This window comes from Nocardiopsis chromatogenes YIM 90109 (genome assembly GCF_000341185.1).
Taxonomy (GTDB): Bacteria; Actinomycetota; Actinomycetes; order Streptosporangiales; family Streptosporangiaceae; genus Nocardiopsis_A; species Nocardiopsis_A chromatogenes.
Map to the genome: position 1 here is coordinate 18251 of NZ_ANBH01000257.1, position 11770 is coordinate 30020.

The window sequence follows — 11770 nt, forward strand, 5'->3', positions numbered from 1 at the left end:
GCGGCTCAGCCGCCGGCGGGGCGCCGCGGGTCCAGACGCGAGTGCAACTGGTAGCGGTCCGCGCGGTAGCTGGACACGGCCAGCTCCATGCAGACCCCCTTGCAGAAGCTGCGGCGCTGCATGGACAGCACCGGGCTGTTGTTGGCCAGCCCGAGCAGCTTCGCGTCTGCGGGGTCGCAGATCCCTGCTTCTATGGTCTGCTCGCCCGAGTCGAGGAGGATCCCGTACTCCTCTTCCAGGATCCGGTAGAGGGAGCGGTCGGCGAGGGCGACGCGCTCCAGGCCGGGCAGCGGCGCCAGCGGCAGCGTCGTGCGCTCCACCGCCATCGGTTCGCCGTCCGCCGTGCGCAGCCGCTCGATGTGCAGGACCGGGTCGCCGGGGGGCAGGTCGAGCAGCCGCGCGGTGTGCGCGGAGGCCGGGGAGGTGCGGCGCGCCAGGTCGCGGGATCCGGGTGTGAACCCGCGTGCCCGCATATCCTCGGTGAACGAGGCCAGCTCGAGGGGCATGGCGATCTTGGGGCGGGCCACGAAGGTGCCCTTGCCCGGCACCCGGTAGAGCTTGCCCTCGGAGACCATCACGTCCACGGTCTGGCGGACGGTCATCCGGGAGAGCCCGTAGCGGCCGCCGAGCTCGCGCTCGGAGGGGATCGGGTCGTCGACGGCGAGCCCGTGTTCGTCGATCCAGTCCAGCAGCAGGTCCCGGAGCTGCGCGTACTTGGGCACCGGGCTCGTGGGGTCGATCATGATCGTCTCGCCTGTTCGCTGGTGGGACGTTCTGGTATGACTGGTATAGGCCGGACTAGACCAGAGTACATCGTCGATGTGCCGATCCGTTCCCGGCCGATCAGCGATTAACACGGGCGCCGGCGCCTCCCGGCGGCACCAGCGATGGGGAAGATGCCTGATGACCACGACGACGAGCGTGATGCGCTCCGAGATCGCCGAGCAGCCCGCTGCGCTGCGCCGCACCCTGGACGACCTGACGCCGCTCACCGGGGCCCTGGGCGACCTGGGCCGCGCCACCCGGCAGGTGCTGTTCATCGCCCGCGGGTCCTCCGACAACGCCGCGGTGTACGGCTCCTACCTGCTGCAGGCGCACGCCGGGCGGCTGGCCACCCTGGCCTCGCCGTCCATCGCCACCACCTACGGCTCCAAGGTCGACCTGGACGGGGTGCTCGCCGTGGCGATCTCCCAGTCCGGCCGCACCGAGGAGATCGTCGACACCATGGCCTGGGCCGCCGACTGCGGCGCCCGCACCGTCGCCGTCACCAACGGCCAGGGCTCGCCGCTGGCCGAGGCCGCCGACCTGGCGCTGGTCACCCGGGCCGGGGACGAGCTGGCGGTGCCCGCCACCAAGACCTACACCACCCAGCTCGCCGCGCTGGCCGTGCTCGCCCTGGGACTGGGCGCCGACCTGGACCCCGGCGAGCTGAACGCCGTCCCGGACGCCATCGAGGAGCTGCTGGCCGCCCCCGGCGACGGGGCCGACGAGCTGGCCGAGCGGCTGGCGCCGGTGCAGGGCGCGGTCATCTCCGGGCGCGGCATGGCCTTCTCCACCGCGCTGGAGGCCGCCCTCAAGCTCAAGGAGGCCTGCTACCTGCACGCCATGGGCCTGTCCTACGCCGACCTGCTGCACGGCCCCATCGCCGTGGTCGACCGGGACACCCCCGCGATCCTGGTGGCGGCCGACTCCGGGCCGACCCTGCCGGGCACCGCCGCCCTCGCCGAGCGGGTCTCCTCGGCCGGGGCCCCGGTCTACGGCATCGGCGGCGGCTCCACCCTGGCCTCCGCCTGCGACTTGGCCCTGCCCGGGCCCGACATGCCCGAGTGGACCGCCCCCATCGGGCTGATCGTCCCGGCCCAGCTGCTCACCGAGCGGCTCGCCCGCCGCCTGGGCTACAACCCGGACGCGCCCCGCGGCCTGGGCAAGGTCACCCAGACCTCCTGACGCCCGGGCGGCGGGCGGACCGGGTCCGGGGACTTCGGCCCGCACGCCGCGCGGGCTTAAGCTCTGCTTGGACCGGCAGGTCGCGCCGGTCCCCGACCGCCCGCGGGCGCGGGCGGCCCGCCGGAACCTCGAAGAAGGCAAGGAACCACAATGGCCGACAAGGCAGCCGCGATCGTCGCCGGGCTCGGCGGCGCCGACAACATCACCGAGATCGAGGCGTGCATCACGCGCCTGCGCACCGAGGTGGAGGACCCGTCCAAGGTGGACGAGGCGGCCCTGAAGGCGGCCGGCGCCCACGGCGTCCTCTCCCAGGGCAAGGTCGTGCAGGTGGTGGTCGGCCCGGAGGCCGACGCGCTCACCGACGACATCAACGACATCCTCGACTGACATCCGCACCCGGCGCGGGCCGCACACCCGGCCCGCGCCCCGCACCGGGAGGTGCCCACCATGCTCGAAGTCCTCTCGCCCGTACCGGGGACCGCCACCGGCCTGGCCGGCGTCCCCGACCCCGTCTTCTCCCAGGGGATGGTCGGCCCCGGCACCGCGATCGACCCGGAGCGCGCCCCGCAGGCCGCGGTGGCGCCCATCGCCGGGACCGTCGTCAAGCTGCACCCGCACGCCTTCGTGATCGCGGGCGCCGACGGCAAGGGCGTCCTGGTCCACCTGGGGATCGACACCGTCGACCTCAAGGGGGAGGGGTTCGAGACCCTGGCCGCCGAGGGCGACGCGGTCGAGGCCGGCGCCCCGCTGGTGCGCTGGGACCCCGCCGGCGTCGAGCAGGGCGGCCGCTCCCCGGCGGTGCCCGTCGTCGCCCTGGACGCCCCCAAGGACACGGTGCTGGACACGGTGGAGTCCGGCGCGGTCGAGGCCGGGGCCACCGTGCTGTTCGCATGGCGGTGAGCGCGGAGGGCGCCGCCGGGCGCGGGGCCCTGTTCGACCTGGACGGCACGCTGGTCAACAGCGAACCGCGGTCCATGGAGGTCTGGGCGCGCCTGCTCCAGGCGCACAACCGGCCCTACGACCGGGAGGTGCTGCACCGCTTCATGGGGCGGCGCGGGCCCGACGTCATCGCCGAGGACCCCTCCCTGTTCCCCGGGGTGTCCTGGGACGTGCTCCTGGTCGAGCTGCAGCGCATCGGCTCCGCGCCGGACCTGCCGCCGGTGGAGGTGCTGCCCGAGTCGGTGAAGTTCGTGCAGTCCGTGCACGCCCGCGGCGTGCCGGTCGCCCTGGTGACCTCCGCCGGGCGCGAGTGGGCGCGGACCGCGCTGGCCATGGCCGGGATCGACGAGCTGTTCACCGGCCTGGTCACCGCCGCCGACGTGGCCGCGGGCAAGCCCGACCCGGAGGGCTACCTCGCCGGGGCGCGCATCCTGGGGGTGCCGCCCGAGCGGATCACCGTCTTCGAGGACACCCCCGCCGGGGTGGAGGCCGGCCGCAGGGCCGGGATGGGCGTGGTGGGGATCACCACCACACACGCCCGCGAGACACTGTCCGGTGCCGACCTGGTGGTCGACCACCTGACCGAAGTGGGCTGGCCCCCGCCCGCCGGGACCGGCCGAGCCAAGGCATGAGGAAACAGAGGAGCCAGCTGTGGCAGAGCGCCGCGTGAAAGTCGAATCCGAGGTCGGGCTGCACGCCCGTCCCGCGGCGATGTTCGTCGAGGCCGCCTCGAAGGCGTCCGGGGAGGCGACCGTCGCCAAGGGGGACGGCGCGCCCGTCTCCGCCAAGAGCATCCTGGCCGTGATGGGCCTGGACGTGCGGCACGGTGACGAGATCACCATCCGCGTGGACGGCGAGGACGCCGACACGGTGCTCGACAGGTTGGCCGAGATCGCCGGTGCCGCCTGATGGGGCGGTCCGCAGGCGAGGTGCTGGAGGGGACCGGGGTCAGCCCCGGCGTGGGGCACGGCCCGGCGCTGCGCCTGGCCCGCACGGTGCCCGAGCCGCCCGCGGGCGGCTACGAGGGCGACGCCGGGGCCGAGGCGGCCCACGCGCTGGAGGCGATGGAGGCCACCGCGCAGGACCTGTCCGCGCGCGGTGAGCGCGCCGGAGGGCAGGCCCAGGAGGTGCTGTCGGCCCAGGCGCTGATGGCGCGCGACCCGGCCCTGGCCGACGACGTGCGCCGCCGCGTCGGCGAGGGAACGGCCGCCGCCCGCGCGGTCGCCGACGCCTTCGCCGTGTACCGGGACATGCTCGCCTCGGCCGGGGAGTACATGGCCGCCCGGGTGGCCGACCTGGACGACGTGCGCGACCGCATCGTCGCCCGGCTGATGGGCGTGCCGGTCCCCGGGGTGCCCGAGTCCGACACCCCGTTCGTGCTGGTCGCCGCCGACCTGGCACCGGCCGACACCGCCACCCTCGACCCGTCCCGGGTGCTGGCCTTCGTCACCCGCGAGGGCGGGCCCACCAGCCACTCGGCGATCCTGGCCCGCTCCCTCGGGCTGCCCGCCGTGGTCGCGGGCGAGGCGGCCGACCGCATCGCCGACGGCACCGAGCTGCTCGTCGACGGGACCGGCGGCGTGGTCGTCGCCGACCCCACCGCCGAGCAGGTCGAGCGCGCCACCGCCCGCCAGGCGGCCCGCGAGGCCGCGGCGGCGGGCAGCGGCGGGCCCGGCGCCACCGCCGACGGCCACCGGGTGCCGCTGCTGGCCAACATCGGCGGGCCCAAGGACCTCCCGGCGGCGCTGGAGAACGGCGCCGAAGGGGTGGGCCTGTACCGGACCGAGTTCCTGTTCCTGGACCGGGGCGAGGCCCCCGGCCACGAGGAGCAGGTGGAGGCCTACCGGACCGTGCTGGACGCGTTCGGGGCCGGGAGCAAGGTCGTGGTGCGCACCCTGGACGCCGGGGCGGACAAGCCGCTGGCGTTCCTGCCGCCGCCGGGGGAGGAGCCCAACCCGGCCCTGGGGGTGCGCGGCCTGCGGATGATGCGCCGCCACCCGGAGATGCTCACCTCCCAGCTCTCTGCGCTGGCCGAGGCGGCGAGCGGCGCCTCGGCGGTGCTCAACGTGATGGCGCCGATGGTGACCGACGCCGAGGACGCCGCCTGGTTCGCCGAGCGCGCGCGGGAGGCCGGGATCGAGCACGCGGGCGTCATGGTGGAGGTCCCGGCGGCCGCGCTGGGCGCGCGCCACCTGGCCCGCAGCTCGGACTTCTTCAGCATCGGCACCAACGACCTGACCCAGTACGCCTGCGCGGCCGACCGCGAGGCGGGCGGGCTGGGCCGGTTCCAGGACCCCTGGCAGCCGGGGGTGCTGGAGCTGATCGCGGCCACGGCGCGCGCGGCCGCCGCGGCGGACCGCCCGTGCGGGGTGTGCGGGGAGGCCGCCGCCGACCCGCTGTTGGCGTGCGTTCTGGTGGGCGCCGGGGTGACCACCCTGTCGATGGGGGCGTCCGCGCTTCCGCTGGTCCGTGCGGCGCTGAGCCGCGCGACCCTGGAGGAGTGCAGGGCGGCCGCGAACGCCGCCCTGGACGCCCCGGGCGCCGACGAGGCCAAGCGCGCGGCCCGCGAGGCCCTGCCCGGCGTGGCCGAGCTGGGCCTGTAGGAGGCCGTCCCGGATCCGGCGGTGCCGGACCGGCGATCGGGGCCGCCCACCGAACCGGTGGGCGGCCCCGTGTGTTCCCCGGAAAGACGTGTCACGTGTCCTCCCGGAGGAACGTCGTAGGCGCCCTCTACGGTCGCCTCATGGCGATTCAGAGGATGGACCACGTCAGCATCGTCGTCGGCGACCTTGAGGCGGCCACGGCGTTCTTCGTCGAACTGGGCATGGAGGTCGAGGGGTCGATGCCCATCGACGCGGACTGGGCGGGCCGCGTCGTCGGGATCGAGGGCATGCGGTCGGAGATCACCATGCTGCGGACCCCGGACGGCGGCGGCAAGATCGAACTGGCGAGGTACCGCCGGCCGGAGGCGGTCGTCCCCGACCCGGGGCCCGCGCAGCCGAACGCGATGGGGATCCGCACCGTCATGTTCGCCGTCGACGACATCGAGGACACCGTGGAGCGCCTGCGCCGCCACGGCGGCGAGCTCGTCGGCGAGATCGCCGACTTCGAGGACGCCTACCGGCTCTGCTACATGACCGGCCCCGAGGGCGTCATCGTCGCCCTGGCCCAGCCTCTCGGCTGAGCCCGTCGGCGGGGGAGCCGTCCCCGGCGCCGTCTCCCCCGCCGTAGGCGAGCACCGCGTCGAGGTAGGCGTCGATCGCGTCCCGGTTGCGGGTCAAAAAGCCGATCCGCTCGGTCATCCGGTCCCGTTCGCGGCGCAGGGTCGCGAGCATCTCCGGTGTGGCGTCGGGGAAGTAGATGGTCCGCGGCTTGTCGAGGCACGGAAGGATCTGCCGGATGATCCTGGTCGGCAGCCCCGCGCCGAGCAGCCCCCGGATCTGCAGGACCCGGTCGACGAAGCGCTCGTCGTACTCGCGGTAGCCGTTGGGGGCGCGATCGGCGGCGATCAGCCCCTGCTCCTCGTAGTACCGCAGCAGTCGGCGCGAGGTGCCGGTGCGCCGCGACAGCTCTCCGATACGCATGGCCCCCCGCCCGCTTGACCTTCACACATGTGTGAGTGTTCGAGCATAGCCCCCGAAAGCCGCAACGCCCTATGCGAGGGGGATCCGAGATGGACCAGCAGCTCTTCGACTACAGCCCCATCACCGAGCGGGAGCCGCTCCACTGGCCCGGCGGCGCCCGGGTGGCCTTCTACGTCGGGCTGAACATCGAGCACTACCCGGTCGACGCCCCTTCGACCAGCACCTTCCCGGGGACCTCCCACCTGGTGCCCGACCCGCTGAACTACGGCTGGCGCGACTACGGCCCCAGAGTGGGGTTCTGGCGCCTGCTCGGCGCGCTCGACCGGCACGGCATCCGCGCCAGCGCGCTGCTCAACTCCGACGTCGCCGCGCACTACCCGCAGATCATCGAGGCGGGGCGGGAGCGCGACTGGGCGTGGCTCGCCCACGGCAAGAACAACGCCGTCCTCCAGCAGGAGGTGGAGCCCGACGAGGAACGGGCCTACCTCACCGAGGTCGTCGGCACCATCGAGAAGGCCGCCGGGCGGCGGCCCCGCGGGTGGATGGGGCCGGCGCTCACCGAGTCCTTCCGCACCCCGGAGCTCCTCGCCGAGCTGGGCCTGGAGTACGTCCTCGACTGGACCAACGACGACCAGCCCTACCGGCTCAAGGTGCCGGGGATGCTGAGCGTGCCCTACTCCGTGGAGCTCAACGACATCGGCCTGTTCCTCGGCAAGAGCCTGAGCGGACCGGAATTCGTCCGGATCGTCAGGGACCAGCTGGACCAGCTCTACGAGGACGCCGCCGACGGCGGGCGCGTCATGGCGCTGGCGCTGCACCCGTTCGTCATCGGCCAGGCCTTCCGGCATACCTACCTCGACCAGGCCCTGGAGTACGTCGCGAACCACCCCGGGGTGTGGCTGGCCACCAGCGACGAGATCGCCGAGCACTACGCCCGGACGGTGCCGCCGACCGGGTGACGCGCCGGAGCGGGGGCGGTGCGGGCCGGCGGCGGCGGTACAGTCCATCCGCGGGCCCATGCCACGTCCCCGGCCCGCACGTCCCCCGCCGACCGTTCCCGTCGACCACGCCGGAGAGACGCCATGTCCGCGCTCCGCCGCCTCGCGCCGCTCGGTGCGGGCCTGCTGCTGTTCACCACCGCCTGCACGTCCGGGTCCGGCGGGCCCGGAGGCGCTGAGGGCGGCGGCTCGGCGCCCCCGGCCACCGACGCCGAGGCGGCCGAGCGGGCCGAGGCCGTCCTGGGGGAGATGTCCCTGGACGACAAGGTGGGGCAGCTGTTCGTGCTCACCGTCGCGGGCACCACCCCGGAGGAGAACGCCCAGTCCCTCGCCGACTACCGGCCGGGCGGGCTCATCTACTTCCCCGAGAACCTGGGCTCGGGGGCCGAGATCGCGGCGCTCTCCAACGGACTGCAGGAGACGGCCGCCGAGGAGGGGGCCGGTGTGCCCCTGATGATCGGCGTCGACCAGGAGCAGGGCATGGTGGCCCGGCTGGAGGAGGGCACCCGCTTCCCCGACGCCATGGCGGTCGGCGCGACCCGGGACACCGGGCAGGCGCAGGCCCTGGCCTCGGCGACCGCCGCCGAGCTGGCGGCGGTGGGGATCAACCTCGACTACGCGCCGGTCGCCGACGTGAACACCGACGCCGACAACCCGGTGATCGGCATCCGCTCGTTCGGGGCCGACCCGGGGCTGGTGGGGGAGATGGCGGCCGCCGAGGCCGGGGCGTTCGCCGACGGCGGCGTGGTGCCCGTGGTCAAGCACTTCCCCGGGCACGGCGACACCGGCACCGACAGCCACACGGGGCTGCCCGTCATCGACAAGGACCGGGCCGACTGGGAGCGCGACGACCTGCCGCCCTTCGCCGACGCGGTGGAGGCCGGGGTCGACGCGATCATGACGGCGCACGTGGTCATGCCCGCGCTCGACGACTCGGGCGAACCGGCCACCCTCTCGCCGCAGGTGATCGACGGGGTGCTCCGCGACGAGCTGGGATACGACGGGGTGGTCACCACCGACGCCCTGAACATGGAGGGCGTGCGCCAGACCCACGACGACGGGGAGGTGGCGGTCCGGGCGGTGGAGGCCGGGGCCGACCAGCTGCTGATGCCGCCGGACCCGCAGGCGGCGTTCACCGCGGTCCGCTCGGCGGTGGAGGAGGGCAGGATCGGTGAGGACCGGCTGGACGAGTCCGTGCGCCGAATCCTTGAGCTCAAGGCCAAGCGCGGCATCCTCGACGCCGAGCCGGTCGACCCGGACGGGGCCGAGGAGGTCTTCTCCTCGGACGAGACCGCCCAGGCCGCCCAGGACCTGGCCGACGCGTCGGTGACGCTGCTGCGCAACGAGGGCGGCGCGCTGCCGGTGGGCGAGGGGGCCCAGGTCGCCGTGCAGGGCGTCGGAGCCGAGGAGATCTCGGCGGCGCTGGAGGACCTGGGCGTGCGGACCACCGGCACGGCGTCCGGCGCCGACCTGGTGGTGGTCGGCACGGACGGGGCGCGCGGCGACGCCGAGCAGCGCCGTGCCGTCGAGCAGGCGGCGTCCGGGGGAGCCCCGGTGGCCGTGGTGGCCCAGGGGACGCCGTACGACCTGCAGGCGCTTGAGGGCGTCGACGCCTACCTGGCGGTGTACTCGTCGGTCCCGGTGTCCCGCACGGCGGCGGCGCGCGCCATCGCCGGAGAGGTGGGCCCGAAGGGGAAGCTGCCCGTCCCGATCCCGGAGACGGGGATGGAGTACGGCGACGGCCTGTCGTACTGAGCGCGCCCCGTCCCCGGGATCGGCGGGGCTCAGGACCGCTTCTTCAGCTCCCGCTTGGCCAGCGAGCGCAGGTGGACCTCGTCGGGGCCGTCGAAGATGCGCATCGCCCTGGTGTGCGCGTACATCAGCGCCAGCGGGACGTCGTCGCTCACACCGGCGCCGCCGTGCACCTGGATGGCGCGGTCGACGGTCTCCAGAGCGGCGCGGGGCGCGGCGACCTTGATGGCCGCGATCTCGTTGCGGGCCTCCTTGGCGCCGTACTCGTCGATCAGCCAGGCGGTCTTCATGACCAGTAGCCGCGCCTGGTCGATGGCCAGCCGGGACTCGGCGATCTGCTGCTGCACCACGCCCTGGTCGGCCAGCGGGGCGCCGAAGGCCACGCGGTTCTTCGCGCGGTCCACCATCAGCTCCAGCGCGCGCTCGGCCACGCCCAGCGCCCGCATGCAGTGGTGGACGCGGCCGGGGCCGAGCCGGGCCTGGGCGATCATGAAGCCGTCGCCCTCGCCGGAGATGAGGTTCTCCGCGGGGACCCGCACGTCGGTGAAGCGGATCTCGCAGTGGCCCTCCTGGTCCTGGTAGCCGAAGACCGGGAGCGCGCGCACGATCTCCACGCCCGGGGTGTCCCGGGGCACCAGGATCATGGACTGCTGCCGGTGCACCGGGCCGTCCGGGTCGGTCTTGCCCATGAGGATGAAGACCGCGCAGCGCGGGTCGGCGGCGCCGCTGATCCACCACTTGCGGCCGTTGACCACGTAGGAGTCGCCGTCGCGCACGATCGACGTGGCGATGTTGGTGGCGTCGGAGGAGGCCACGTCGGGCTCGGTCATCGCGAAGGCGGAGCGGATCCGGCCCTCCAGCAGCGGCTCCAGCCACCGCTCCTTCTGCTCGGGGGTGCCGAACATGTGCAGCACCTCCATGTTCCCGGTGTCGGGCGCCGAGCAGTTGAGGGCCTGCGGGGCGAGGGGGGAGCGGCCGGTCACCTCGGCGAGCGGGGCGTACTCGGAGACGCTCAGCCCGCCGACGTCGGGCAGGAAGAGGTTCCACAGGCCGCGCTTGCGCGCCTCGGCCTTGAGCTCCTCCATGACCGGGGGGAGGCGGTGGTCGTCGGGCCCGGCCTCGGCGCGCCAGCGCCGGTACTCGGGCTCGGCGGGGTAGACGCAGGCGTCCATGAACTCTTCGAGGCGGGTCAGGTGGTCGCGGGCCTTGGGGCTGAGTCCGAAGTCCATGGTGTCGAGTATGCCACTTCACCGACCGGTCGGTATCTTCCGGTGGCGGATGATTTCCCCGGGGCCCTCCTGTCCCCCTCCTGCGCCCCTTCCGGGGCCTTTCCGGGGTGCCGGAAGGGTTCGCGGGCGGTCGGCGGGGAAGAATGCCGGTCCCCCGGTACCGCAGACCCCCGGGGCGGAGGAGGCGATCGCATGCCCCACGCACTGCGCGGCATCATCACCGACTGGGGCGGGGTGCTCACCGACCCGCTGGGCCCCACCATCGACGCATGGCTGGAGGCCGACCGCATCGACCGCGACCACTACCGCGCCGTCATGCGGGAGTGGTTCGCCGGACTGCGGGAGACCGACGGCGGCGGCAACGCCATCCACGCCTTGGAGCGCGGGGAGATCCCCGTCCCCGAGTTCGAGCGTCGGCTCGCCGCCGAACTGCGCCTGGTGGACGGCGGCCCGGTCCCCGCGGAAGGGCTCATCTCCCGGATGTTCTCCGCGTTCCACCCCGTGGAGGAGATGTACGAGGTGCTGGGCCTGGCGCGCGACCGGGGCGTGCGCACCGCGCTGCTGTCGAACTCGTGGGGCAACGGCTACCCGCGCGAGCGGTTCGCCGAGGTCTTCGACGCGGTGGTGATCTCGGGCGAGGTGGGCATGCGCAAGCCTGAGCCGGAAATCTTCCGCATGGCCGCCGAACGCGGCGGCCTGAGGCCGCAGGAGTGCGTGTTCATCGACGACCTGGAGCACAACGTGGCGGCCGCGATCGAGCTGGGGATGACCGGCATCCTGCACACCGACCCCGCCACGACCCGGACCCTCCTCGCCGAGGCCTTCGGCGCCGAACTCCACCCGGCGAGGACCTGACCACGCCCGAGCCCCGGGCCGGGTGTGCCTGCACCGGCCCGGGGCCCGGGCGCAGAAGGCCGGTCCCGATAGTGCCGCAGCCGTTTCGGGCGTGCTCACGGCCCGCAGCTGATCCGCTCCCATCGGGAAGGTGTCAGGGGAGATGTCCGACATCTCCATGGCGTGGACGATGGAGTTGTCTCTTTCGCTAGCCGCATCCTGCCCAGGAACATAGACATGCCTGAAGCGGCGGAAGCTACTGGGGCACTGCGCAAGGCGGCGGCGGACAAGGGGGCGACGCTGGTGTTCGTGCGGCACGGCGGTCGGCATGGCATCTACAGCGTCAACGGCTTCCGGTACGCCGTCCCCCGCCGTGCCGACATCGCGGAACCGACTGCCCGCCGGATCATCAAGGAGGTCGAGGACCGGTGAAGACCTACCGGGCCCCGTGCGAGAAGGACGGCCGCCATTGGCTCCCCGGGGTTTC

Annotated in this window: 14 protein-coding genes; 11 read left to right on the forward strand and 3 right to left on the reverse strand. The window is 74.0% G+C overall.

Features of this window, described 5'->3' with window-relative positions; translation table 11 throughout:
• Nucleotides 1-5: 5 nt before the first annotated feature.
• Complete coding sequence (locus D476_RS0123855; protein ID WP_017626435.1) at nucleotides 6-743, reverse strand: GntR family transcriptional regulator; 738 nt, start codon at nucleotides 741-743, stop codon at nucleotides 6-8.
• A gap of 160 nt (nucleotides 744-903) precedes the next feature.
• On the opposite strand from D476_RS0123855, the gene D476_RS0123860 reads away from it, so the two are divergent.
• The 7 genes from D476_RS0123860 (at nucleotide 904) to D476_RS0123890 (ending at nucleotide 6070) form a co-directional block, all read left to right on the forward strand.
• Nucleotides 904-1947, forward strand: a complete 1044-nt coding sequence (locus tag D476_RS0123860) for an SIS domain-containing protein (RefSeq protein WP_026123806.1) — start codon at nucleotides 904-906, stop codon at nucleotides 1945-1947.
• Nucleotides 1948-2097: 150 nt separating this feature from the next.
• Nucleotides 2098-2334 (forward strand): glucose PTS transporter subunit EIIB, encoded by a 237-nt coding sequence (locus D476_RS0123865; protein ID WP_017626437.1) that lies wholly within the window; start codon nucleotides 2098-2100, stop codon nucleotides 2332-2334.
• A gap of 60 nt (nucleotides 2335-2394) precedes the next feature.
• Complete coding sequence (locus tag D476_RS0123870) at nucleotides 2395-2847, forward strand: PTS sugar transporter subunit IIA (RefSeq protein ID WP_017626438.1); 453 nt, start codon at nucleotides 2395-2397, stop codon at nucleotides 2845-2847.
• Entirely contained in the window at nucleotides 2838-3518 is a 681-nt protein-coding gene (locus D476_RS0123875) for an HAD family hydrolase (RefSeq protein WP_017626439.1), read from the forward strand. The genes D476_RS0123870 and D476_RS0123875 overlap by 10 nt, the downstream gene beginning before the upstream one ends.
• 19 nt (nucleotides 3519-3537) lie before the next feature.
• Nucleotides 3538-3795 (forward strand): HPr family phosphocarrier protein, encoded by a 258-nt coding sequence (locus tag D476_RS0123880; RefSeq protein WP_017626440.1) that lies wholly within the window; start codon nucleotides 3538-3540, stop codon nucleotides 3793-3795.
• The gene (gene ptsP / locus D476_RS0123885) at nucleotides 3795-5489 is read left to right on the forward strand and encodes a phosphoenolpyruvate--protein phosphotransferase (RefSeq protein ID WP_017626441.1); all 1695 of its coding nucleotides are present in this window, start codon (nucleotides 3795-3797) and stop codon (nucleotides 5487-5489) included. The genes D476_RS0123880 and ptsP overlap by 1 nt, the downstream gene beginning before the upstream one ends.
• Before the next feature lie 140 nt (nucleotides 5490-5629).
• The gene (locus D476_RS0123890) at nucleotides 5630-6070 is read left to right on the forward strand and encodes a VOC family protein (protein ID WP_017626442.1); all 441 of its coding nucleotides are present in this window, start codon (nucleotides 5630-5632) and stop codon (nucleotides 6068-6070) included.
• Here the strand turns inward: D476_RS0123890 and D476_RS0123895 are convergent.
• Nucleotides 6039-6470 carry a MerR family transcriptional regulator gene (locus D476_RS0123895; protein ID WP_017626443.1) on the reverse strand — a complete coding sequence of 144 codons (432 nt, stop codon included), beginning with the start codon at nucleotides 6468-6470 and terminating at the stop codon, nucleotides 6039-6041. The genes D476_RS0123890 and D476_RS0123895 overlap by 32 nt on opposite strands.
• A gap of 89 nt (nucleotides 6471-6559) precedes the next feature.
• Here D476_RS0123895 and D476_RS0123900 point away from each other — a divergent pair, with 89 nt between their 5' ends.
• On the forward strand, nucleotides 6560-7429 hold the full coding sequence (locus tag D476_RS0123900; RefSeq protein ID WP_017626444.1) for a polysaccharide deacetylase family protein: 870 nt from the start codon (nucleotides 6560-6562) through the stop codon (nucleotides 7427-7429).
• Nucleotides 7430-7552: 123 nt separating this feature from the next.
• Nucleotides 7553-9223 carry a glycoside hydrolase family 3 protein gene (locus tag D476_RS0123905; protein ID WP_017626445.1) on the forward strand — a complete coding sequence of 557 codons (1671 nt, stop codon included), beginning with the start codon at nucleotides 7553-7555 and terminating at the stop codon, nucleotides 9221-9223.
• Between the two features lie 29 nt (nucleotides 9224-9252).
• Here D476_RS0123905 and D476_RS0123910 read toward each other — a convergent pair whose 3' ends face one another.
• Complete coding sequence (locus D476_RS0123910; protein ID WP_017626446.1) at nucleotides 9253-10449, reverse strand: acyl-CoA dehydrogenase family protein; 1197 nt, start codon at nucleotides 10447-10449, stop codon at nucleotides 9253-9255.
• A gap of 192 nt (nucleotides 10450-10641) precedes the next feature.
• On the opposite strand from D476_RS0123910, the gene D476_RS0123915 reads away from it, so the two are divergent.
• Nucleotides 10642-11304, forward strand: coding sequence for an HAD family hydrolase (locus D476_RS0123915; RefSeq protein WP_017626447.1), 663 nt, complete (start codon nucleotides 10642-10644; stop codon nucleotides 11302-11304).
• Nucleotides 11305-11520: 216 nt separating this feature from the next.
• On the forward strand, nucleotides 11521-11715 hold the full coding sequence (locus tag D476_RS0123920) for a hypothetical protein (protein WP_017626448.1): 195 nt from the start codon (nucleotides 11521-11523) through the stop codon (nucleotides 11713-11715).
• Nucleotides 11716-11770 lie beyond the last annotated feature (55 nt).

What these genes read in the sequence shown, in the direction of transcription:
- D476_RS0123860 (WP_026123806.1), top strand. Translation starts at nt 904, where the DNA reads ATGACCACGACGACGAGCGTGATGCGCTCCGAGATCGCCGAGCAGCCC.
- D476_RS0123875 (WP_017626439.1), top strand. Translation starts at nt 2,838, where the DNA reads ATGGCGGTGAGCGCGGAGGGCGCCGCCGGGCGCGGGGCCCTGTTCGAC.
- D476_RS0123910 (WP_017626446.1), bottom strand. Translation starts at nt 10,449, where the DNA reads ATGGACTTCGGACTCAGCCCCAAGGCCCGCGACCACCTGACCCGCCTC.
- ptsP (WP_017626441.1), top strand. Translation starts at nt 3,795, where the DNA reads ATGGGGCGGTCCGCAGGCGAGGTGCTGGAGGGGACCGGGGTCAGCCCC.
- D476_RS0123890 (WP_017626442.1), top strand. Translation starts at nt 5,630, where the DNA reads ATGGCGATTCAGAGGATGGACCACGTCAGCATCGTCGTCGGCGACCTT.
- D476_RS0123915 (WP_017626447.1), top strand. Translation starts at nt 10,642, where the DNA reads ATGCCCCACGCACTGCGCGGCATCATCACCGACTGGGGCGGGGTGCTC.
- D476_RS0123920 (WP_017626448.1), top strand. Translation starts at nt 11,521, where the DNA reads ATGCCTGAAGCGGCGGAAGCTACTGGGGCACTGCGCAAGGCGGCGGCG.
- D476_RS0123895 (WP_017626443.1), bottom strand. Translation starts at nt 6,470, where the DNA reads ATGCGTATCGGAGAGCTGTCGCGGCGCACCGGCACCTCGCGCCGACTG.
- D476_RS0123855 (WP_017626435.1), bottom strand. Translation starts at nt 743, where the DNA reads ATGATCGACCCCACGAGCCCGGTGCCCAAGTACGCGCAGCTCCGGGAC.
- D476_RS0123865 (WP_017626437.1), top strand. Translation starts at nt 2,098, where the DNA reads ATGGCCGACAAGGCAGCCGCGATCGTCGCCGGGCTCGGCGGCGCCGAC.
- D476_RS0123900 (WP_017626444.1), top strand. Translation starts at nt 6,560, where the DNA reads ATGGACCAGCAGCTCTTCGACTACAGCCCCATCACCGAGCGGGAGCCG.
- D476_RS0123870 (WP_017626438.1), top strand. Translation starts at nt 2,395, where the DNA reads ATGCTCGAAGTCCTCTCGCCCGTACCGGGGACCGCCACCGGCCTGGCC.
- D476_RS0123905 (WP_017626445.1), top strand. Translation starts at nt 7,553, where the DNA reads ATGTCCGCGCTCCGCCGCCTCGCGCCGCTCGGTGCGGGCCTGCTGCTG.